The organism is Pseudomonas sp. R32, from assembly GCF_009866705.1.
GTDB lineage: Bacteria > Pseudomonadota > Gammaproteobacteria > Pseudomonadales > Pseudomonadaceae > Aquipseudomonas > Aquipseudomonas donghuensis.
Genome location: NZ_CP019396.1, coordinates 5,246,645 through 5,267,818 on the forward strand (window position 1 = coordinate 5,246,645; position 21,174 = coordinate 5,267,818).

Here is a 21,174-nt window from a genome sequence, read left to right on the forward strand (position 1 = left end):
GGACGCTCGCTATCATGCTGATCGATGAAAAACTCCCTCTGGGCCAGTACATCGCAGGCTTCGTTGAATGGTTGACGCAACACGGCGCCAACTACTTCGATGCCTTCGCGGCAGCACTGGAATACATGATTCATGGTGTGACCGGGGCGCTGACCTGGTTCAATCCCTTCGTCCTGATCGGCCTGATTGCAGTGATCGCGCACTTGATCCAGCGCAAATGGGCGCTGACCGCATTCTGCGTACTGTCATTCCTGCTGATCCTCAACCTTGGCTACTGGCAGGAAACCATGGAGACCCTGGCCCAGGTGCTATTCGCCACCCTGGTCTGCGTGGCCATCGGCGTGCCACTGGGTATCCTCGCCGCACACAAGCCGATGTTCTACACCGCCATGCGCCCGGTCCTCGACCTGATGCAGACGGTACCTACCTTCGTTTACCTGATCCCGACCCTGACCCTGTTCGGGCTTGGCGTGGTCCCCGGGCTGATCTCGACGGTGGTGTTCGCCATCGCCGCACCGATCCGCCTGACCTACCTGGGTATCTGTGACGTGCCCCAGGAACTGCTCGATGCCGGCAAGGCCTTTGGCTGCTCGCGCCGCCAGCTGCTGTCGCGCATCGAACTGCCTCACGCCATGCCGAGCATTGCCGCCGGCGTCACCCAATGCATCATGCTGTCGCTGTCGATGGTGGTGATTGCCGCGCTGGTGGGTGCCGATGGCCTGGGCAAACCTGTGGTCAACGCATTGAACACTGCCGATATCGCTCTGGGCTTCGAAGCGGGTCTGGCGATCGTGTTGCTGGCGATCATGCTCGACCGTATCTGCAAACAACCCGACGTACCGGTAAGGAGTGAAGCATGAGCATTATTCGCTTCGAAGACGTAGACGTTATCTTCTCCAGCCGACCGCGCGAGGCCCTGAGCCTGCTCGACCAGGGCCTTTCACGCGAACAGATCCTGAAGCAGACCGGCCTGGTGGTCGGGGTCGAGAAAGCCAACCTGGACATCAACAAGGGCGAGATCTGCGTATTGATGGGCCTGTCCGGTTCGGGCAAGTCGAGCCTGCTGCGCTGCATCAACGGCCTCAATACCGTCAGCCGCGGCAAGCTGTTCGTCGAGCACGAAGGCTCGCATATCGACATTGCCCACTGCACCCCGGCGGAACTGAAGATGATGCGCACCAAGCGCATCGCCATGGTGTTCCAGAAGTTCGCCCTGATGCCCTGGCTGACGGTGCGCGAGAACATCAGCTTCGGCCTGGAAATGCAGGGCCGCCCGGAGAAGGAACGGCGCAAGCTGGTCGACGAAAAACTCGAGCTGGTGGGCCTGACCCAATGGCGCAACAAGAAGCCTGATGAGCTCTCCGGTGGCATGCAGCAGCGGGTCGGCCTGGCCCGGGCGTTGGCCATGGATGCCGACATCCTGCTGATGGACGAGCCCTTCTCGGCCCTCGACCCACTGATCCGCCAGGGCCTGCAGGACGAGTTGCTGGAACTGCAGCACAAGCTGAACAAGACCATCGTCTTCGTCAGCCACGATCTGGACGAGGCGCTCAAGCTCGGCAGCCGCATTGCGATCATGAAAGACGGCAAGATCATCCAGTACAGCAAGCCGGAGGAAATCGTCCTCAACCCGGCCGACGACTATGTGCGCACCTTCGTCGCCCACACCAACCCGCTCAACGTGCTGTGCGGCCGCAGCCTGATGCGCACCCTGGACAAGTGCAAGCGCATCAATGGCTCGGTATGCCTGGACCCGGGTGGCGACTCCTGGCTGGACCTGGCCGAAGGCAACACCATCAAGGGTGCGCGCCAGGGGGCCAACGGCATGGACCTGCAGAACTGGGCACCGGGTGAAGCAGTCGAGGGCCTTGGCCGCAAGCCGACCCTGGTCAGCGCCAGCATCGGCATGCGCGAAGCCCTGCAGATCCGTTACCAGACCGGCAACAAGCTGGTGCTTCAGGAAGGGAACAAAGTGGTGGGTATTCTTGGCGACAGCGAGCTGTACCACGCGCTGCTGGGCAAGAACCTGGGCTGAAAGCTATCGCAGGGCACTTGTGGGAGCTGGCGTTGCCAGCGATGCAGACAACGCGGTGCAGAGGAGACCGCGCTGATAGCATCGCCGGCAACGCCGGCTCCCACAAAGCCTCAGCGAACGACGATCCCCTGCTTGGCCATGAACGCCTTGGCCTCTGGCACCGTGTACTCACCGAAGTGGAAGATGCTCGCCGCCAGCACCGCGCTGGCATGCCCCTCGATAATCCCGTCGGCCAGGTGCTGCAGGTTGCCCACACCACCGGATGCAATCACCGGAATACCCAGGGCATCGCTGATCGCCCGGGTTACCCCCAGGTCGAAGCCGTTCTTCATGCCGTCCTGGTCCATGCTGGTCAGGAGGATTTCGCCGGCACCCAGGCCTTCCATCTTCTTCGCCCACTCCACCGCGTCCAGGCCGGTCGGCTTGCGTCCGCCATGGGTGAAGATTTCCCAGCGCGGGGTCTCGCCCGGGCCGGAGACTTTCTTGGCGTCGATGGCGACCACGATGCACTGCGAACCGAAGTGCGCGGCGGCTTCGCCAACGAACTCCGGGTTGAACACCGCGGCGGTGTTGATCGAGACCTTGTCGGCACCGGCGTTGAGCAGGTTGCGGATGTCCTGCACGGTGCGCACGCCACCGCCCACGGTCAGCGGGATGAACACCTGGCTGGCCATGCGCTCGACGGTATGCAGGGTAGTGTCGCGGCCATCGACGCTGGCGGTGATGTCGAGAAAGGTAATCTCGTCAGCGCCCTGTTCATCGTAACGCCGGGCGATTTCCACCGGATCACCGGCATCGCGGATGTTCTCGAACTTGACGCCCTTGACCACCCGGCCGTTGTCGACGTCGAGGCAGGGAATTATGCGTTTGGCTAAAGCCATAGGTAGTCCTCGAGTTGCAAGCTTCAAGCTTCAAGCTGCAAGAAAGAGCGACTCGGTCGCGCTTTTAACTTGCAGCTTGCAGCTTACGACTTGGAGCTAGCCGAATAGGCGTCACAGAAGGCTTGTGCCTCGGCGACATCCAGGGTGCCTTCGTAAATGGCGCGGCCGGTGATCGCACCGATGATGCCCGGCGCCTTGGCGTCAAGCAGGGCCTTGATGTCACCGAGGTTGTGGATACCGCCGGAGGCGATTACCGGGATCTTGGTGGCCGCGGCCAGGGCTGCGGTGAACGGCACGTTGCAGCCCTGCATCATGCCGTCTTTGGCGATGTCGGTGTAGACGATGGCCGAGACGCCGTCGGCTTCGAAACGCTTGGCCAGGTCAATGACCTGCACCGAGCTGACTTCAGCCCAGCCGTCGGTGGCGACGAAGCCGTCTTTGGCATCCAGGCCCACGATCACTTTGCCCGGGAAGGCGCGGCAGGCTTCGGCAACGAACTCTGGCTCCTTGACCGCCTTGGTACCGATGATCACGTAGCTGACGCCGGCCTTGACGTAGTGCTCGATGGTTTCCAGCGAACGGATGCCGCCACCGATCTGGATCGGCAGGGTCGGGTAGCGCTTGGCAATCGCGGTAACTACTTCGCCGTTGACCGGCTGGCCTTCGAAGGCGCCATTGAGGTCAACCAGATGCAGGCGGCGGCAGCCCCCTTCAACCCATTTGGCGGCCATGCTCACCGGGTCATCGGAGAATACCGTGGAGTCTTCCATGCGGCCCTGGCGCAGGCGTACGCAAGCACCGTCCTTGAGATCGATAGCGGGGATAATCAGCATCTGCAAAACCTGTCTATTCGGTAAACAGTGATGCTCGAAAAGTCAGTTCTTCTCGAGCGCCCACAGGTCGCTTTCAATGCTCTCGAACCGTTCCTTGAGGTGGTTCTGCACATCGAAAATCGCCCTGTTGTAGTAGTGCGGGGCAATCTCTTTGGTGAACAGCTCCAGGACCTCGGCCACCTCGAACGACCCCAGCTGCAGCTCGAAACGGTCTTCGAGAAAGCGCTTGAGGGTATCGAGCGCTTCGCGTTCCTGTTCCGGTGCCAGCGTGAGGATCGGCGGCTTGGCCCTGGACTTGCCCATTACCAGCGCCCGTCCCAGGCAGCGAAGTTCTGCAGCAGCTGCAAGCCATGGGTATGGCTCTTCTCCGGGTGGAACTGCACGGCAAAGCGCGAGCCTTCGGCCAGCGCTGCGGCAAAGTCGACGCCGTAGTGACCGCTACCAACCACCTGGCCCGGCTTGCCGGCGGTGATGTAGTAGCTGTGCACGAAGTAGAAGCGCGCACGGTCGGGGATGTTGTGCCACAGCGGGTGGTCGATGCTCTGGACGACTTCGTTCCAGCCCATGTGTGGCACCTTCAGGTGCTCGCCGTCTTCGTGCAGGTCTTTGCCGAAGAAGCGCACATTGCCCGGGAACAGGCCGATGCAGTCGACGCCGTCGTTCTCTTCGCTGTGATCGAGCAAGGCTTGCATGCCAACGCAGATGCCAAGAAACGGACGGTCCTGGCTGACTTCACGCACCAGGCTGTCGAAGCCCAGACGGCGGATTTCAGCCATGCAGTCGCGGATCGCGCCAACACCCGGGAACACCACGCGGTCGGCTTCGCGAATCACGTCGGCGTCGCTGGTGATCAGGACCTTGCCGGCCCCCACGTGCTCCAGGGCCTTGGCCACCGAGTGCAGGTTACCCATGCCATAGTCGATAACGGCAACCGTCTGCATTACAGGCAACCCTTGGTCGATGGCATCTGCCCGGCCATGCGCTCATCCAGTTCGATGGCCATGCGCAGCGCGCGGCCGAAGGCCTTGAACACGGTCTCGATCTGGTGGTGGGTGTTGTGCCCACGCAGGTTGTCGATGTGCAGGGTGACGTTGGCGTGGTTGACGAAGCCCTGGAAGAACTCCTGGAACAGGTCGACATCGAAGCCACCGACCGACGCGCGGGTATACGGTACGTGCATCTGCAGGCCCGGGCGCCCGGAGAAGTCGATGACCACCCGCGACAGCGCTTCGTCCAGCGGCACGTAGGCATGGCCGTAGCGGCGGATGCCCTTCTTGTCGCCGATGGCCTGGCTGAAAGCCTGGCCCAGGGTGATACCGACGTCTTCGACGGTATGGTGATCGTCGATATGCAGGTCGCCCTTGCATTCGATATCGAGGTCGATCAGCCCATGCCGGGCGATCTGGTCGAGCATATGTTCAAGGAAAGGCACACCGATATCGAATCGGGCCTTGCCGCTGCCATCCAGGTTGATCGAGGCCTTGATCTGGGTCTCCAGAGTATTGCGCTCGACGGAAGCCTTACGTTCGACCATCACCAGCTCCGCAAAATCATTGGGCGAAAAAGGTGATCATTATAGGCCCAGAAGCGCCCGGCTTGAAACGCAGATGACGCGCGGCAGGGAATTTAGTCGGGCCGCTGTGCGGCCCATCGCTGGCAAAGCCAGCTCCCACAATGATCGGTGAACCCTGTGGGAGCCGGTCTTGCCGGCGATGGTCTGCGCAGCAGACCTAGTTGAACAACACCGCCGTCTTCTGCAGCGTCACCCAGATCCCCCAGGCCAGCGGCACCCCGACCACCAACCAGGCCGCCAGCACCAGCGGCTTGCTGGCCGGATCCGCCTGCCACTCCAGCACGCGCTCGCTGACGCTGCCCTGGTCATGGCTCAAGGCCCGTTCGGCGGCGAGCTCGGTATCGGTCATGAAGTACTTGTCGGCCACCGGCCGTACCAGCCCATTGCAGATAAAGCCCAGCACCAGCAACCCGGCAAGGATGTACAGGGTAATGTCATAGGCCGCCGCCCGCGGCACGCCCAGCTCCAGCTGATATTCGCGCAGGTAGGTGATCAGCACCGGGCCCAGCACCCCGGCTGCGGCCCAGGCGGTCAGCAGGCGGCCGTGAATGGCGCCGACCATCTGCGTGCCGAACAGGTCGGCCAGGTACGCCGGCACCGTGGCAAAGCCACCGCCATACATCGACAAGATGATGCAGAACGCCGCCACGAACAGGGCGATGTTGCCCAGGTGGCCCATGTTCGGCACCAGCGCATACAACGCCACGCCCAGGGCGAAGAAGGCGAAATAGGTGTTCTTGCGCCCGATGTAGTCGGAGAACGACGCCCAGAAGAAGCGCCCGCCGATGTTGAACAGGCTGAGCAAGCCGGTAAAGCCGGCGGCAATCGCGGCGATCTGGCCCAGTTGCGCGGCGGTGAGCTGGCTGAAGCTGAGGTCACTGCCCAGCAGCTTGCCGGCAAAGACTTCCTGCAACAGCGGCGAGGCCATGCCGAGAATACCGATACCCGCCGACACGTTCAGGCACAAAACCAGCCAGATCAGCACAAACTGCGGGGTTTTCCACGCCACGCTGACATGTACATGGCGATGGGTGATCATCGCGTTGTTGGCCTTTTTCAGCGGAGCGCTCCAGCCTTCAGGCTTCCAGCCGGTGGGCGGCACGCGATAGGCCAGGGCGCCGCCGAGCATGAACACGAAGTAGATCCCCGCCATCACCACGAAGCTCTGCCAGACGCCGACGTCTTCAGGGGTGGCGAAGTGATTCATCAGCGCTGCCGCCAGCGGCGCACCGACCATGGCACCACCGCCAAAGCCCATGATCGCCATGCCGGTGGCCATGCCGCGTTTGTCCGGGAACCACTTGATCAGGGTCGAGACCGGCGAAATGTAGCCAAGCCCCAGGCCAATACCGCCGATCACCCCGGAGCCCAGCCACATCAGCCACAGTTGGTGGGTATAGACGCCGAAGGCAGAAATCAGCAGGCCGCCGCACCAGCACAGGGTCGATACAACGCCGGCCTTGCGCGGCCCGGCGTGCTCCAGCCAGCCACCCCAGATGGCCGCCGAACAGCCGAGGAAGACAAAGAACAGCGTGTAGATCCAGCTGAGCATCGAGATCGGCCAGTCACACTCGGTGGTGAACATACGCAGTAGAAAGTGGGTCTGCTCCGAGCACACGACCGGCGCATTGATACCGATGGCCTGCGACAGCGGCAACCAGAACACCGAAAACCCGTAGGCCATGCCAATGCACAGATGAATGGCCAGCGCCGCTGGCGGGACCAGCCAGCGGTTGAAACCCGGGCGGGCAATGATCCGCTCCTTGGACAGGAAACCGGGCGCGCTGGCGATGGCTCCGGCCGTGATGCTGCTGCTCATTGTTGTACTCCCCTCGTAGGTATGAAGCGCTCACGGCCCTCGACCTTGGCCCTGAGGCAACTGGTCGTTTTTTGTTGGCGAACGGCCCTTTTACGCGACAAAAAGCCGCAGCAGGGCCCAAGAGCGGCGAGAGAGTAGCATTTGCGCTGGGCGCTGAGCGCAAACTGATACTGTCGTGAGTTCAACAACTGATCCCCCCGGCAAGGAACTGTCCTACCCCGTGTTGTCGAATCCGACACCTTTGCAGGACTAAACCTTCGCCCCATATCACCCAGTGGTGATAACCGCAGCGCTATACTCTGCGGCTGAATTTAGAAATCGGACTACAAGGACTCGCCCATGAAAGCGTTCGGCAAAATCCTGGGGCTGGTGCTTCTCGGGTTGTTGCTGATCATTGTGGCTCTGGGCTTCGCCCTGACCCACCTCTTCGATCCCAACGACTACAAAGACGAGATTCGCCAGCTGGCACGCGACAAGGCCCACGTCGAGCTGACGCTCAATGGCGATATCGGCTGGAGCCTGTTCCCCTGGCTGGGGCTGGAGCTGCATGAGGCCAGCATCGCCACCCTGAACAACCCGAAAGTGCCGTTTGCCGACCTGCAGATGCTCGGTCTGTCGGTACGCGTGCTGCCCTTGCTGCGTCGTGAAGTGCAGATGAGCGACGTGCGCGTCGAAGGCCTGAACCTGACGCTCAGCCGCGATGAACACGGCCACGGCAACTGGGAAGACATCGGCAAGCCATTGCCCGCCGCTACCCCGGCACCGGCCGATGGCAGCAGCGCCCCTGCCGAGGCATCCGCGCAAGCCAGCACCGACAGCGCCAGCGAGCGCCTGGTCAAGCTCGATATCGACAGCCTGACCGTCAACAACGCCCGCGTGCAGTACAACGACGCCCGCAGCGGCCAGAGTTTCGCTGCCGAAAGCATCCAGCTGAGCACTGGCGCCGTGCATGAAGGGGTGAACATCCCGCTGAAGATGACCGCGTTCCTCAGCGCCGGCCAGCCAGTCGTCAAGGCGCGCACCGAGCTGAACGGCGAGCTGCGCTTCGACCGCCGGCTCAAGCGCTACCAGTTCGAAGACATGAAGCTCAGCGGCGAAGCCTCGGGCGAGCCGCTGCAAGGCAAAACCATGACCTTCGCAGCCCAAGGCCAGTTGCTGGTTGATCTGGCGGCCAACGTCGCCGAATGGAACGGCCTCAAGCTCTCTGCCAACCAGTTGCGTGCCCTTGGCGAACTGAACCTGCGCGACCTCGATAAAACCCCGCAACTGAGCGGCGGCCTGTCGATTGCCCAGTTCGACCTGCGCAACTTCCTCGACAGCATCGGCCACCCGCTGCCGGCTTCGGCCGACGCCAGCACCCTGGGCAAGGTCGAGCTGGTCACCCGCTTGCAAGGCACGCCGAACAGCCTGGCCCTGGAAGACCTGGCAATCAAGCTCGACGACAGCACCTTTACCGGCCGCCTGGCCGTCGAGGACGTCGCCAAGCAGGCCCTGCGCGTGCAGCTCAAGGTCGACAAGTTCGACGCCGACCGTTACCTGCTGGCCAAGAGCGATGCGGCCAAAGGCGCCAAGGCCGCGCGCCAGGCTGAAGTGCAGAGCAAAGAAGCCAGCGCCCTGGCCGGTGCCGGCACCACGCCGCTGCCAGATGCGCCCACCCAGGTGGCCTGGAGCAACGACAAGCTGCTGCCGGTCGATCGCCTGCGCCAGCTCGACCTGCAAGCCGAGCTGACCTTCGGCCAACTGACCCTGGACAAACTGCCGATCGAAAACGCCAACCTCAAGGCCCAGGGCCAGGGTGGCCTGATCACGCTGGAAACCCTGCGTGGCGGCCTGTACAACGGCGACTTCGAAAGCAAAGGCACCCTCGACGTGCGCCCGGCAGTGCCGCAGATCGGCCTCAACACCCGCATCAACCGGGTCCCGGTCGAGCACTTCATCAAGAGCGAAACCGCCACCCCACCGGTCAAGGGCCTGCTGACCCTGAACAGCGACCTGACCGCCACAGGCAACAGCCAGAAAGCCCTGGTCGACACCCTCAACGGCAATGCCAGCTTCGTCATCAACGACGGCGTCCTGGTCAACGCCAACCTCGAGCAGCAGCTGTGCCAGGCCATTGCCACCCTCAACCGCAAGACCTTGAGCGGCGAACCACGCGGCAAGGACACCCCGTTCCAGGAGCTCAAGGGCAGCCTGGTAATGCGTAACGGCGTAGCCAGCAACCCTGACCTCAAGGCACGGATTCCCGGCCTGACCGTCAACGGCCAGGGCGACCTCGACCTGCGCGTGCTGGGCATGGACTACCGCATTGGCGTGATTGTCGAAGGCGACAAGCGCGACATGCCCGACCCGGCCTGCCAGGTTGGCGAGCGCTATGTCGGCCTGGAACTGCCGCTGCGCTGCCGCGGCCCACTGGAACTGGGCGCCAAGGCCTGCCGCCTGGATAAAGACGGCCTGGGCAAAGTCGCGGCCAAGCTTGCCGGCGACAAAGTCAGCGAAAAGCTCAGCGAGAAGATCGACGAGAAGCTCGGTGACAAGGTCAGCCCGGAGCTCAAAGACGCGCTCAAGGGGTTGTTCAAGCGATGAGCCCAGAGCAGTTTTCCAGCGCCGTGCTGGATTGGTACGACCGTAACGGCCGCCACGACCTGCCCTGGCAACAGGGCATCACCCCGTATCGGGTATGGGTCTCGGAAATCATGTTGCAGCAGACCCAGGTGAGCACCGTGCTCAACTACTTCGGCCGCTTCATGGAGGCCCTGCCCACGGTCCAGGCCCTGGCCGAGGCCCCCGAGGACGAAGTGCTGCACCTGTGGACCGGCCTGGGCTACTACACCCGGGCGCGCAACCTGCAAAAAACCGCGAAAATCGTCGTCGAGCAGTATGGCGGCGAATTTCCCCGCGATGTCGAGAAGCTCACCGACCTGCCGGGCATTGGCCTGTCCACGGCCGGCGCCATTGCCAGCATCAGCATGGGCCTGCGTGCGCCGATCCTCGACGGCAACGTCAAGCGCGTGCTGGCCCGTTACACCGCGCAAGAGGGTTACCCGGGCGAGCCGAAGGTGGCCAAGGCATTGTGGGCCAACGCCGAGCGCTATACCCCGCACAGCCGGGTAAATCACTACACCCAGGCAATGATGGACCTAGGCGCCACCCTGTGCACCCGCAGCAAGCCCAGTTGCTTGCTCTGCCCGCTCAAGGTTGGCTGCGAGGCGCACATGCTCGGCCAGGAAATCCGCTACCCCGTGCCCAAGCCGCGTAAGGAGCTGCCGCAAAAGCGCACGCTGATGCCGCTGCTGGCCAACCACGAAGGCGCCATCCTGCTTTACCGGCGCCCGTCCAGCGGCCTCTGGGGCGGGCTGTGGAGCCTGCCGGAGCTGGACAACATTGAACAAATCGAAGATCTGGCCGACCAGCACGGCCTGAGCCTGGCCGGCAGCCAGGCGCTGGACGGCCTGACCCACACCTTCAGCCATTTCCAGCTGGCCATCGAGCCCTGGCTGGTGCGCGTCGACGCCGCCACCGACCACGTGGCCGAGGCCGACTGGCTCTGGTATAACCTCGCCACCCCGCCGCGCCTGGGCCTTGCCGCCCCGGTGAAAAAACTGCTTAAACGCGCGGCCGACGTATTGCTTACAGGAGAGTCGCGATGACCCGCACCGTAATGTGCCGCAAGTACAACGAAGAACTGCCAGGCCTTGAGCGTCCACCCTACCCGGGCGCCAAGGGCCAGGACATCTTTGATCACATTTCGCAGAAGGCCTGGGCCGACTGGCAAAAAGAGCAGACCATGCTGATCAACGAGAAGCGCCTGAACATGATGAACGCCGAGGACCGCAAATTCCTCCAGGGCGAGATGGACAAGTTCTTCTCCGGCCAGGATTACGAGAAGGCCGAAGGCTACGTTCCACCTAGCGAATAACCCCGGAAAATCGTAAGCGACGGAATTAATTTAAAAAATTTTCAAAAAGTCGTTGACGTAAATCCGAAAAACCCTTTTAATGCGCCCCGTTGCCCAGATAGCTCAGTCGGTAGAGCAGGGGATTGAAAATCCCCGTGTCGGCGGTTCGATTCCGTCTCTGGGCACCACTAATACCGAAAAGCCCCAAGCGAAGTGATTCCTTGGGGCTTTTTTCATGCCTGCGATTTCTCGACCGACGCAGGCCTTCTCGCGCACGGACATGCCGCGAGGTCATCGGAGCCAGGGATGAAATCGATCGCCGTTGTCGTCACCATGCTGCTGAGCCTGACCGGCTGTGTCGGCGCCACCGTCGTGTTGCCGCACAAAGACACCTACCCCACTGCGGCCCATCGCATCCTGCGCCTGAAGAACATCACCCCGGTAATCAGCACAACGCAAAAGAGCACTGAGCCTCACCAGTGGTGCGGCGTCACCCTCTGGGCCGTGATTCTGCCGATCCCTCTGCAACTGCCAGTGTGCGATGTCTACAGCGAGGAGGGCTATGGCGCAGATGTGAATGGCCAGCAAGTGCTCCTGCAGCGCACCGTGCAGAACATCAGCTCGCCTATGTACGCCTGCGGCCCGTTCATGTTCATGGGCAACGTGTTGCATTACTACGAAGGCAACGCCATCTGCGGGATACTGCGCTAGGCCAGCGCAGCTACCACCCCTCGCGCCGCCTCGAACAATGACGCCTGCGGTCCGCTGACCTGGGACGCAACAATCAACCCCTCGCCCAGCACAAACAGCTGCTGCGCAGCTCCCTGTTGGCACCCCGCCTGCTGACAGGCCCGCTCCAGCGCCGCCATGACCTTGTGCTTGTGCAGTCTGGCCAGCTCATGGGGCGGTTCGCCCGGCTCGGCATACTCGGCCGAGGCATTAATGAAGGCACAGCCGTGGAAGCCTTCAGAGCGCGCCCAGGCTTCAATGAAGTCGATATAGGCCAGCGGCCGCGCTTTTGCCTCTACGGCCGTCAGAGCGCTTTCCAGGCGCGCCATGAAATCCAGGTCGCGCCGCTGCAGCGCCGCTTCGATCAACAGCTCCTTGCTGGGGAAATGCCGGTACAGGGTTTTCTTGGTCACCCCGGCTTCCTGGCTCAGCTGCTCAACCCCGGTGCCGTGGTAACCCTGACGGTAGAACAACTGCAGGGCCGACTCGGCGATTTTCTCGGACGTACTCATGCCACACCTTCGATCTGGACAGTTGCCAACAGTGTATACCGATCGGTTGACTTGCAGGTAAACCGATCGGTATCCTCGGCACAAATCGCCCACCCGGAGACTGTACCCATGCCGCTCAAATCCAAGGCGCCTGCCGCCCCTTCCCTGCACTTCAGCCTGTTGTCACTGATTGGCGCGGCCCTGGCGATCGGCGCCACCGGCTGGCTCAGCCAGGTGTCCGGCGCCTTGTGGCTGATGGCACCGTTTGGCGCCAGCTGCGTGCTGGCCTTCGGCATGCCCGACTCGCCGCTGGCACAGCCGCGCAACATCATCGGCGGGCATGTGATTGCCACCCTGGTGGGCCTGGCAGTACTGCATACCCTGGGTGACAGCTGGTGGAGCGCAGCCCTGGCCGTCGGCCTGGCGCTGGCCGCCATGCAGCAGACCCGCACCCTGCATGCACCTGCTGGGGCCAACCCGCTGGTGGTGATCGCCAGCCATGCACCGCTGAGCTTCGTGGTGACCCCGGTGCTCGCTGGCTCGCTGGTGATCGTCGCCGTGGCCTGGTGCCTGAACAATGCGCGCCAGGCCAACAGCTACCCGAAATACTGGTACTGATGGCGCTATGCCAAGGGCTGTTGACCACCGTCAATATGCCCCTGGCCTGCCCCGATAAAATGCTCTGAGGATATTAGAAGGAACCAACAGGCCTCCCCATGAGCGAAGAATCCACTGCCCTGCCCCTGCCCTCGCCCGCCGCCGAAACACCTGCAGGCACCAGCCCAAGCCCGGCGCACAAAGCTGCCAGCACTCGTCCACGCCGTCCGCGTACCCCGCGCAAGCCTGCCGCAAGCGCCGCTGGCGAAGCGCAGATCAGCGCCATCAGCCAGCAACCGGCAGCCCTGAAGGTTGCCTCGGCACCGCGCGGCTCCAACGAAGACAGCGCCTTGGCCAAATTGCCGGCCAGCTACCCATACCGCAACCGCATGCGCCGCGCCGAGTACGAAAAGGCCAAGCATGAGCTGCAGATCGAGCTGCTCAAGGTGCAAAGCTGGGTCAAGGAAACCGGCCAGCGCATCGTCGTGCTGTTCGAAGGCCGTGACGCTGCCGGCAAGGGCGGCACTATCAAGCGCTTCATGGAGCACCTGAACCCGCGTGGCGCGCGAATCGTCGCCCTGGAGAAGCCTTCCGAGCAGGAGAAAGGCCAGTGGTACTTCCAGCGCTACGTCCAGCACCTGCCCACGGCGGGTGAAATGGTCTTCTTCGACCGCTCCTGGTACAACCGTGCCGGGGTCGAGCGGGTCATGGACTTCTGCTCACCGCTGCAATACCTGGAGTTCATGCGCCAGGCACCGGAGCTCGAACGCATGCTGTGCAACAGTGGCATCCTGCTGTTCAAGTACTGGTTTTCGGTGAACCGCGAAGAGCAGCTGCGCCGCTTCATCTCGCGCCGTGACGACCCGCTCAAGCACTGGAAGCTGTCACCGATCGACATCAAGTCGCTGGACAAGTGGGACGAATACACCGCCGCCAAGGAAGCGATGTTCTTCCACACCGACACCGCCGACGCACCGTGGACGGTGATCAAGTCCGACGACAAGAAGCGCGCGCGGATCAACTGTATCCGCCACTTCCTGCACTCGCTGGATTACCCCGGCAAGGACCTGAGCGTCGCCCACCAGCCTGACCCACTGCTGGTAGACCGCGCCGCGCGCGTGCTGGAAGAGGAAGACCGCGGCGAGCTGGCCCAGCCGGCCTGATCTCGGCCCAGGCCGTCGGCTGTACTTGGGTTTCCCGGCCAACTGCGATTCAATACGCAGAATTTTTCCGGTTCAGCACAAGGGTTCACCGATGGCCTCCAGCAGCAAACAACAGAAACGCGCCAAACGCGCCGCCAACAAGGCCCGCGAGAACCGCATGGTGCGTAGCGGCCAGGCGGTCAAGAGCTCGGGCGAAAGCTCCAGCGCCAGCGTCGAGCAGGTGTTCAACAAGGCCATGGAATCGGGCAGCTACAGCGCCCTGTTCGACAAGATGAAGCAAGCCCAGGACAACGGCCTGGTTGCGCTGATCTCGGTATTCCTGGTCGACCCGCTGCTGGCCCTGGTGCTCAAGGGTCACAAGGAAGAACACGCCACCGACTACATCGTCATGGTCTTCAGCGCCTACCGCAAATGGCTGGACGGCGCCGACGAAGCCACGACCATGGCCTGGCTCGAGAGCGATGAGTTCCAGGACGCCTACATTGCAGCTTCCGAAGCAGTGTCCAAGCAGCAGAAGAAGTTTGGCTGACAGCTTGCGTGGCTCCTGATCCCCTCAATGGCGTGCAGCCCATCGCCGGCAAGACCGGCTCCCACCACAGTCCCTGTGGGAGCTGGCTTGCCAGCGATGAGGCCAGCATGGACACCGCACCACTTCCTGCTGAAACAAAAAGACCGCAATCCTCACAGATCGCGGCCTTTGTCATTTCACCCGCAGCACATCAATTGTTCAGCACCGCCCGCCCGGCCGCCTCGGCCTTGCGCTTGCGCGCCACCAGCAGCCCTGCGGCTACCACGGCGATGGACAGCAAACCGGTGGCAACGATTTCAATGCGATGATCCGGACGGATCAGCATCACGGTCAGAATGCCGACGATAAAGGCGATGGTCGCCCAGGTCAGCCCCGGGAACAGCCACATTTTGAAGGCAATCTTCTCACCGCGCTGCATACGCTGACGGCGCATGCGCAGTTGCGACACGGCAATCACCAGGTACACCAGCAAGGCAATGGCGCCGGAGCTTGCCAGCAGGAACTCGAACACCTGGGCAGGCGCCAGGTAGTTGGCGATCACCGTGAGGAACGCCGCCGCAGTCGACAGCACCACCGCCACATACGGGGTACCGCTGGAAGTGGTGCGCTGGGCCATGGCCGGGGCATCACCACGCTTGCTCAGGGAGAAGAGCATGCGCGAGGAGGTATACAGCGCCGAGTTCAGGCAGCTGGTCACCGCGATCAACACGACGATGTCGACGATCAGCTTGGCATTGGGGATGCCCATCAGGTTGAGCACGGTCTGGTACGAACCGACGTCGGCCAGTTCGCTATTGGTCCACGGCACCAGGGCCACGACCACGAAGATCGACACGAGGTAGAACAGGAAGATCCGCCAGATCACCGAGTTGGTGGCCTTGGTGATCTGCTTGCCCGGGTCTTTCGACTCGGCGGCGGCGATGGTGACGATCTCGGTACCCATGAACGAGAACATGGTAGTCAGCATCGCAGCCAGCACCGCGCCCATGCCGTTGGGCATGAAGCCCTGGGTGTCGAACAGATGGCTGACGCCGCTGACCTGGCTATTGGGCAGCAGACCGAAGATCGCGGCCACGCCAAGAATGATGAAACCGATGATCGCCACCACCTTGAGCAGGGCGAACCAGAACTCGAATTCACCGTAGTTCTTCACACTGAACAGGTTGGTCGCGGTCAGCAGCAAGGTGATGACCAGGGTGAACACCCAGATGCCGATATCGGGGAACCAGGCATGCAGGATGGTCGCGGCGGCGTTGGCCTCCAGCGGAATCACCAACACCCAGAACCACCAGTACAGCCAGCCGATGGTAAAACCGGCCCAGTGGCCGATGGCCTTGTCGGCGTAAGTCGAAAACGAACCGGTGTCTGGCGAGGCGACGGCCATTTCCGCCAGCATGCGCATGACCAGCACCACCAGGGTCCCGGCGGCGGCATAGGCGAGCAAAACCGCAGGGCCGGCCTCGGCAATGGCGTGGCCGGAGCCAACGAACAGGCCGGCACCGATGACACCGGCAATCGACAGCATGGTCACATGCCGTTGTTTGAGCCCCTGAGCGAGGTCGTTGGAATTGTGCGTACCGCTCATAAAACTACCTTTGCAAGAAATGGCGTTTTGATCCTGCTACCCGAGTCGCGCCCTTCAAAAAGAGTGCTACTTCCTGTTGCCGATCGATAAGGCAATAAGCGCGCCATTCCGATGACCGTTCGTTCGAAAATTCTCACATCCCCGTTTAACAAGGCTTACAGGCCTTTCGGCCAAGACTTGACCGAAAGCCCCTGATAAATCGACGGAATGGGCCAATTACTGAAATACCCACTTACAAATGCCTCAGGTGCACCACAAACCGTCACCGGTAACACCTCATGCACTTCCTATGAGCAAAAAGGCGCAACCCTCAGGTACAACCAGAACCGTAGATAAAGGCCCGAACCTGTGCACAAGGTCAGAAACGACTTCCCAGAAACGGCCAAAACTGGCACCATCGCGCCTTTTTTCATCAAGGCTCCGGCCCTGGAAACGAGGGTAGGCGGACATCTGCGCGACAGTCCACTGCAGCGATGCGACACCCGCCCTCCCAGCAACCGATTGCCTCTCCCGACGTTATTGGCTGTCTTCGGACCGCTATGCTAGCTTGGCGCCTCGCCAGGAAGGCCGCTAACAGCAGGAGCGCACCAGAACACATGAGGACCGCACATGGCTGAGGCCACGCCCGCGCTGGAAATCCGCAACCTGCACAAACGCTACGGCGACCAGGAAATCCTCAAGGGAATTTCGCTGACCGCACGTGATGGCGATGTGATCTCGATCCTGGGATCCTCCGGCTCCGGCAAGTCCACTCTGCTGCGCTGCATCAACCTGCTGGAAAACCCGCACCAGGGCCAAATCCTGGTGGCCGGTGAAGAGCTCAAGCTCAAGGCGGCAAAAAACGGCGAACTGGTGGCCGCCGACAACAAGCAGATCAATCGCCTGCGCAGCGAGATCGGCTTCGTCTTCCAGAACTTCAACCTGTGGCCGCACATGAGCATCCTCGACAACATCATCGAGGCGCCGCGCCGGGTGCTGGGCCAAAGCAAGGCCGAGGCCATCGAGCATGCCGAAGCGCTGCTGGACAAGGTCGGCATCCACAACAAGCGTCACAGCTACCCGGCCGAACTGTCCGGAGGTCAGCAACAGCGTGCGGCCATCGCCCGCACCCTGGCAATGAAGCCCAAGGTCATCCTGTTCGATGAGCCGACCTCGGCCCTGGACCCGGAAATGGTTCAGGAAGTGCTCAACGTTATCCGTGCCCTCGCCGAAGAAGGCCGTACCATGCTACTGGTTACCCACGAAATGGGCTTTGCCCGCCAGGTGTCCAGCGAAGTCGTCTTCCTGCACCAGGGGCTGGTCGAAGAGCAAGGAACGCCGCAGCAGGTTTTCGAAAACCCGACCTCGGCGCGTTGTAAACAATTCATGTCCAGCAACCGCTAACGGAGCAACACGCATGCAGACCTATAAGAAATTCCTCCTGGCCGCTGCCGCCACGCTGGTGTTCTCGGCCAATGCCATGGCTGCCGAGAAACTGAAGATGGGCATTGAGGCGGCCTACCCGCCGTTCAACAACAAGGATGCCAGCGGCCAGGTGGTCGGCTTCGACAAAGACATCGGCGACGCCCTGTGCGCCAAGATGAAGGTCGAGTGTGAAGTCGTGGTCTCCGACTGGGACGGCATCATTCCCGCCCTGAACGCGAAGAAGTCCGACTTCATCGTCTCGTCGCTGTCGATCACCGACGAGCGCAAGCAGGCCGTAGACTTCACCGACCCGTACTACTCGAACAAGCAGCAGTTCATCGCCCCGAAAAACGTCGACTTCAAGACCGACCGCGCCTCACTCAAAGGCAAGACCATTGGCACCCAGCGTGCTACCCAGGCCGCAACCTGGCTGGACGACAACGGCGGCATGGACGGCGAGTTCAAGGTCAACCTCTATGATGGTCAGGAAAACGCCTACCTGGACCTGACTTCAGGCCGCGTCGATGCCATCCTCGCCGACAAGTACGCCAACTACGACTGGCTCAAGTCCGCAGCGGGTCAAAACTACGAGTTCAAAGGCGAGCCGGTGAACGAAAGCGACAAGGTCGGCATCGCTGTGCGCAAAGGTGACAATGAACTGCGCAACAAGCTGAACGCTGCACTGAAAGAAATCGTTGCCGACGGCACCTACGAGAAGATCAACAAAAAATACTTCCCGTTCAGCATCTATTGATTCGCCCCGACCGGCATTGCCCTGGAGGCGATGCCGGTCCCTTGAACAAACCTGCCCATGAATATTGATCTCTACGGATTCGGTCCGGCCCTGTTTGTCGGGACGCTGATGACCGTCAAACTCGCGTTGTCGGCCCTATGCCTGGGGCTGGTCCTGGGGCTGCTTGGCGCCCTGGCCAAGACCTCGCCGTACAAACCCCTGCAATGGCTGGGTGGCTTCTACTCGACGATAGTTCGCGGCGTGCCCGAACTGCTCTGGGTGTTGTTGATTTACTTTGGTACCGTCAGCCTGATGAACCGGCTTGGCGAACTCCTGAATATTCCCGGCCTGGAGCTCAATGCTTTTGCCGCAGGCGTGATTGCCCTGGGCCTGTGCTTCGGCGCCTATGCCACGGAGGTGTTCCGTGGTGCAATCCTGGCCATTCCCAAGGGTCACCGTGAAGCTGGCCTGGCGCTCGGCCTGTCCAAAGGGCGAATCTTCTCCAAACTGATCCTGCCGCAAATGTGGCGGATCGCGCTGCCCGGCCTGGGCAACCTGTTCATGATCCTGATGAAAGACACCGCACTGGTCTCGGTGATCGGCCTGGAAGAAATCATGCGTCACTCGCAAATCGCCGTGACCGTGAGCAAGCAGCCGTTCACCTTCTACATGGTCGCCGCCATCATCTACCTGGGCCTGACGGTCCTGGCCATGACCGGCATGCACTTCATGGAAAAACGCGCCGGTCGCGGCTTCGCGAGGGCCAATCAATGAACTGGGAAGTCATCATCAAGTGGCTGCCACGCCTGGCCCAAGGCGCCACGCTGACCCTGGAACTGGTGAGCATCGCGGTCATTGCCGGGCTGATCATCGCCATTCCACTGGGTATCGCCCGCTCCTCGCGACACTGGTACGTGCGCGCCCTGCCGTACGGTTACATTTTCTTTTTCCGTGGCACACCGCTGCTGGTTCAGTTGTTCCTGGTGTACTACGGGCTTGCCCAGTTCGATGCCGTGCGAAACAGTGCCTTGTGGCCCTACCTGCGGGACCCGTTCTGGTGCACGGTGCTGACCATGACCCTGCATACTGCCGCTTACATCGCAGAAATCCTGCGTGGCGCGTTGCAGGCCATCCCTCGCGGCGAGATTGAAGCGGCGCGGGCCCTGGGCATGTCCCGGGCCAAGGCGATGATCTACATCATGCTGCCACGCGCAGCGCGCATCGGCCTGCCGGCCTACAGCAACGAAGTGATCCTGATGCTCAAGGCCAGCGCCCTGGCGAGCACCGTCACCCTGCTGGAGCTGACCGGCATGGCGCGGACCATCATCGCCCGGACCTACCTGCCAGTGGAGATCTTTTTCGCTGCGGGCCTGTTCTACCTGCTGATTTCCTTCCTGCTGGTTCAAGCCTTCAAACAGCTGGAACGCTGGCTGCGCGTCGACGCCTGCCAGGGTCGATAAACCTGTATAACGGGGCTGATCACAGCCCCGTTTTCGTATCTGCTCATGACCACTGCCCTTCCTCTTTCCGGCGACCAACTGCTCAGCCGCTTCCAGGCGCTGGACAGCTTTCTGCGCGAGCACCAGGCACTGTGGCGGCCACGGCCTTTCACCCAGCTTGAGCTGCCTTGGGAAACCTCGTATCCAGCCCTTGCCGGCTGGTTGCGCCAGCGCTCGTTAAGCGAAGCGGAGGCGGCGCACAATCATCCCGAGCAACTGGACGCACCGGCGCCCTTGCCACAACTGGCGCGTATGGCGGCACAGCTGTCTGCCATCGGCGAGTTATCCACCGTGGCCCTGCCCTCGGCGAGCCAGCGCCTGAACGTCGATGTACCGGGGCGCAAATGGCAGCAGATCGAAGCTTTCGCCAGCCACCTGGGCTTTATCCACAGCCCACGCCACTGGCTGGACTGGTGCGCCGGCAAAGGCCATCTGGGCCGGCGCTTGCTGCAGCCGCACAGCCAGCAACTGACCTGCCTGGAATACGACCCGGCGCTGGTCGACGCCGGAATCGCTCTCAGCCAGCATCACCACTTGCCCGCCGAGCACCGCCTGCAGGATGTACTGGCCGATGATGCGCCATTGCAGTTGAATGCCGAGCACACCGCAGTGGCCCTGCATGCCTGCGGTGATTTGCATGTACGCCTGATGCAGCTGGCCAGCCTTCGGGGCTGCCGCCAGCTGGCCATCGCGCCCTGCTGCTACAACCGCATCCAGGCGCCGCACTACCAACCGTTATCCACCGCCGCCAAGGCGTCTGGCTTGCAGTTGTCGATCGATGACCTCGGCCTGCCGCTCAGTGAAACGGTTACTGCGGGAACGCGCGTTCGCCGCCAGCGCGATCAATCCATGGCCAGGCGCCTGGGTTTCGATCTGTGGCAACGTCAGCTGCGTGGGGTGGATGAGTACCTGCCGACGCCTTCGCTGGCGGTCAGCTGGCTGCACAAGCCGTATGCCGACTACTGCCTCGACCTGGCAGCACTCAAGAGCTTGCCGGTAGAGGCCGAGCCCGATTGGCTCGCGCTGGAAGCTGCGGGCTGGCAGCGCCTGGCCCAGGTGCGCAACCTGGAGTTACTACGCAATGTGTTCCGCCGCCCGCTGGAACTTTGGCTGGTGCTCGATCGCGCACTGTTCCTGCAGGAACAGTCCTACGAGGTACAGCTCGGGGTGTTTTGTGAACAACCTCTCACCCCGCGCAATCTGCTGCTGTTGGCCGAACGCCGATAAAGGCGCGCAGCCTGTGGATAACTCTGTGCGCAACTTTGCGTAGGACCCCTGCAAATTCATGGATCCAAGCGTTTTTACAGCCTGGTCATTTTTTGCTCACTGATTAATCGCCAGCAAAAACAGCCATTTGCGCAAAGACCAACGGCGAGCATTGCTCCGATGCAACGACCATCGACTTGGC

The 21,174-nt window shown here is 62.0% G+C and carries 22 protein-coding genes and 1 tRNA gene; 15 read left to right on the top strand and 8 right to left on the bottom strand.

The window, feature by feature from the left end:
- Positions 1-11 precede the first annotated feature (11 nt).
- Complete coding sequence (gene choW, locus PspR32_RS24245; protein WP_174242343.1) at positions 12-860, top strand: choline ABC transporter permease subunit; 849 nt, start codon at positions 12-14, stop codon at positions 858-860.
- Positions 857-2,035 (top strand): choline ABC transporter ATP-binding protein, encoded by a 1,179-nt coding sequence (gene choV / locus PspR32_RS24250; protein ID WP_010221325.1) that lies wholly within the window; start codon positions 857-859, stop codon positions 2,033-2,035. Before choW ends, choV begins: the two co-directional genes overlap by 4 nt.
- A 110-nt stretch (positions 2,036-2,145) precedes the next feature.
- Here choV and hisF read toward each other — a convergent pair whose 3' ends face one another.
- The 6 genes from hisF to PspR32_RS24280 all read right to left on the bottom strand — a co-directional run bounded on the left by hisF (position 2,146) and on the right by PspR32_RS24280 (position 7,141).
- The gene (hisF, locus tag PspR32_RS24255; protein WP_010221324.1) at positions 2,146-2,916 is read right to left on the bottom strand and encodes an imidazole glycerol phosphate synthase subunit HisF; all 771 of its coding nucleotides are present in this window, start codon (positions 2,914-2,916) and stop codon (positions 2,146-2,148) included.
- Positions 2,917-2,999: 83 nt separating this feature from the next.
- Positions 3,000-3,749, bottom strand: a complete 750-nt coding sequence (gene hisA / locus PspR32_RS24260; RefSeq protein ID WP_010221323.1) for a 1-(5-phosphoribosyl)-5-[(5-phosphoribosylamino)methylideneamino]imidazole-4-carboxamide isomerase — start codon at positions 3,747-3,749, stop codon at positions 3,000-3,002.
- 42 nt (positions 3,750-3,791) lie between these two features.
- Entirely contained in the window at positions 3,792-4,052 is a 261-nt protein-coding gene (locus tag PspR32_RS24265; RefSeq protein WP_010221322.1) for a DUF2164 domain-containing protein, read from the bottom strand.
- Complete coding sequence (gene hisH, locus PspR32_RS24270) at positions 4,052-4,690, bottom strand: imidazole glycerol phosphate synthase subunit HisH (protein WP_010221321.1); 639 nt, start codon at positions 4,688-4,690, stop codon at positions 4,052-4,054. Before hisH ends, PspR32_RS24265 begins: the two co-directional genes overlap by 1 nt.
- Positions 4,690-5,283, bottom strand: coding sequence for an imidazoleglycerol-phosphate dehydratase HisB (gene hisB, locus PspR32_RS24275; RefSeq protein WP_010221320.1), 594 nt, complete (start codon positions 5,281-5,283; stop codon positions 4,690-4,692). The genes hisH and hisB overlap by 1 nt, the downstream gene beginning before the upstream one ends.
- Before the next feature lie 196 nt (positions 5,284-5,479).
- Positions 5,480-7,141 (bottom strand): OFA family MFS transporter, encoded by a 1,662-nt coding sequence (locus tag PspR32_RS24280; protein WP_100781796.1) that lies wholly within the window; start codon positions 7,139-7,141, stop codon positions 5,480-5,482.
- 339 nt (positions 7,142-7,480) lie between these two features.
- On the opposite strand from PspR32_RS24280, the gene PspR32_RS24285 reads away from it, so the two are divergent.
- The 5 genes from PspR32_RS24285 (at position 7,481) to PspR32_RS24305 (ending at position 11,747) form a co-directional block, all read left to right on the top strand.
- Positions 7,481-9,724 carry an AsmA family protein gene (locus PspR32_RS24285; protein ID WP_159389270.1) on the top strand — a complete coding sequence of 748 codons (2,244 nt, stop codon included), beginning with the start codon at positions 7,481-7,483 and terminating at the stop codon, positions 9,722-9,724.
- Positions 9,721-10,788, top strand: coding sequence for an A/G-specific adenine glycosylase (gene mutY, locus PspR32_RS24290; protein ID WP_010221317.1), 1,068 nt, complete (start codon positions 9,721-9,723; stop codon positions 10,786-10,788). Before PspR32_RS24285 ends, mutY begins: the two co-directional genes overlap by 4 nt.
- Positions 10,785-11,057: an oxidative damage protection protein gene (locus PspR32_RS24295; RefSeq protein ID WP_010221316.1), complete on the top strand. Its 273-nt coding sequence runs from the start codon at positions 10,785-10,787 to the stop codon at positions 11,055-11,057. Before mutY ends, PspR32_RS24295 begins: the two co-directional genes overlap by 4 nt.
- 91 nt (positions 11,058-11,148) lie before the next feature.
- Positions 11,149-11,224, top strand: a tRNA-Phe gene (locus PspR32_RS24300).
- 118 nt (positions 11,225-11,342) lie between these two features.
- On the top strand, positions 11,343-11,747 hold the full coding sequence (locus tag PspR32_RS24305; protein ID WP_100781798.1) for a hypothetical protein: 405 nt from the start codon (positions 11,343-11,345) through the stop codon (positions 11,745-11,747).
- Here PspR32_RS24305 and PspR32_RS24310 read toward each other — a convergent pair.
- On the bottom strand, positions 11,744-12,277 hold the full coding sequence (locus tag PspR32_RS24310) for a TetR/AcrR family transcriptional regulator (protein ID WP_159389271.1): 534 nt from the start codon (positions 12,275-12,277) through the stop codon (positions 11,744-11,746). The genes PspR32_RS24305 and PspR32_RS24310 overlap by 4 nt on opposite strands.
- Before the next feature lie 108 nt (positions 12,278-12,385).
- On the opposite strand from PspR32_RS24310, the gene PspR32_RS24315 reads away from it, so the two are divergent.
- From PspR32_RS24315 to PspR32_RS24325, 3 genes are all read left to right on the top strand, one after another.
- Positions 12,386-12,874: an HPP family protein gene (locus tag PspR32_RS24315; RefSeq protein WP_036995004.1), complete on the top strand. Its 489-nt coding sequence runs from the start codon at positions 12,386-12,388 to the stop codon at positions 12,872-12,874.
- A 98-nt stretch (positions 12,875-12,972) separates the two neighbouring features.
- Complete coding sequence (gene ppk2 / locus PspR32_RS24320) at positions 12,973-14,016, top strand: polyphosphate kinase 2 (protein ID WP_159389272.1); 1,044 nt, start codon at positions 12,973-12,975, stop codon at positions 14,014-14,016.
- A 91-nt stretch (positions 14,017-14,107) separates the two neighbouring features.
- Entirely contained in the window at positions 14,108-14,545 is a 438-nt protein-coding gene (locus PspR32_RS24325) for a hypothetical protein (protein WP_010221311.1), read from the top strand.
- Between the two features lie 190 nt (positions 14,546-14,735).
- Here the strand turns inward: PspR32_RS24325 and gabP are convergent, their stop codons facing one another.
- Positions 14,736-16,130: a GABA permease gene (gene gabP, locus PspR32_RS24330; RefSeq protein ID WP_159389273.1), complete on the bottom strand. Its 1,395-nt coding sequence runs from the start codon at positions 16,128-16,130 to the stop codon at positions 14,736-14,738.
- Positions 16,131-16,739: 609 nt separating this feature from the next.
- Here gabP and PspR32_RS24335 point away from each other — a divergent pair.
- The 5 genes from PspR32_RS24335 to PspR32_RS24355 are packed head-to-tail and all read left to right on the top strand — an operon-like array spanning position 16,740 to position 20,993.
- Complete coding sequence (locus PspR32_RS24335) at positions 16,740-17,513, top strand: ABC transporter ATP-binding protein (protein ID WP_010221307.1); 774 nt, start codon at positions 16,740-16,742, stop codon at positions 17,511-17,513.
- Positions 17,514-17,526: 13 nt separating this feature from the next.
- Positions 17,527-18,288: an ABC transporter substrate-binding protein gene (locus PspR32_RS24340; RefSeq protein WP_159389274.1), complete on the top strand. Its 762-nt coding sequence runs from the start codon at positions 17,527-17,529 to the stop codon at positions 18,286-18,288.
- A gap of 57 nt (positions 18,289-18,345) precedes the next feature.
- Positions 18,346-19,041 carry an ABC transporter permease gene (locus PspR32_RS24345; RefSeq protein ID WP_010221305.1) on the top strand — a complete coding sequence of 232 codons (696 nt, stop codon included), beginning with the start codon at positions 18,346-18,348 and terminating at the stop codon, positions 19,039-19,041.
- The gene (locus tag PspR32_RS24350; protein ID WP_010221304.1) at positions 19,038-19,727 is read left to right on the top strand and encodes an ABC transporter permease; all 690 of its coding nucleotides are present in this window, start codon (positions 19,038-19,040) and stop codon (positions 19,725-19,727) included. Before PspR32_RS24345 ends, PspR32_RS24350 begins: the two co-directional genes overlap by 4 nt.
- A gap of 45 nt (positions 19,728-19,772) precedes the next feature.
- Positions 19,773-20,993: a methyltransferase gene (locus PspR32_RS24355; protein ID WP_010221303.1), complete on the top strand. Its 1,221-nt coding sequence runs from the start codon at positions 19,773-19,775 to the stop codon at positions 20,991-20,993.
- The last annotated feature ends 181 nt before the right edge of the window (positions 20,994-21,174 follow it).